The following is a 538-nucleotide window of genomic DNA, read 5'->3' as shown; positions in this document are numbered from 1 at the left end:
GGATGGGCCCGCCGTCGGTCGCCGACAAGGTCGTCGCGAGGCTGCCGCCGCTGGGGATCCCCACCAGACGCAGGCTGCTGCTGAGGCTGCCGGCCCCGTCCGCCCCGTCCGCCCCGCTGGCGCTAAACAGCGCCAGCAGGCCGCCGCTCAGGGTGGTGGTGACCTGCGCCAGGTGGCCGTGGTCGTCGTTGCTGTAGCTGTCGGGGCTCTCCCCGTCCGCGTAGTGGTCGCTCGCCCCTTGCGTCTCGTCCAGGGTGACCGCCAGCCCCGCCAGGTCGGCCTGCCCGGCCACCGCCACGCTCTGGGTCGGGCCGTCGTCGTCGAAGCTGAGCACCGAGCTGCTTGCCGTCACCAGCGGAATGCTGGCGCTGCGGGTGATGCTGTCGCCGTCGCCGTCCACCCGGGTCACGCTGTATTGCAGGCTCAGGCTGCCCCCCGCCGCCAGCAGCAGGCTCACCGCCTCGTCAAAGGTGGCGTTGTCGCCGTGATCGAGCGCCTCGTACTGGGTGGTCTGCAGCTGGTACTCCCCATCGCCCAG

General features: G+C 72.3%; 1 protein-coding gene. It reads right to left on the bottom strand.

Annotation, left to right across the window (positions count from 1 at the left end):
- Window positions 1–538: DUF5801 repeats-in-toxin domain-containing protein (locus BN1134_RS19925; protein WP_042045299.1), on the bottom strand; the 538-nt coding region annotated here is incomplete at both ends.

The sequence above is a fragment of the Aeromonas simiae genome, assembly GCF_000820125.1.
Lineage (GTDB): Bacteria > Pseudomonadota > Gammaproteobacteria > Enterobacterales > Aeromonadaceae > Aeromonas > Aeromonas simiae.
This window is presented reverse-complemented; position numbering and strand designations above follow the sequence as displayed.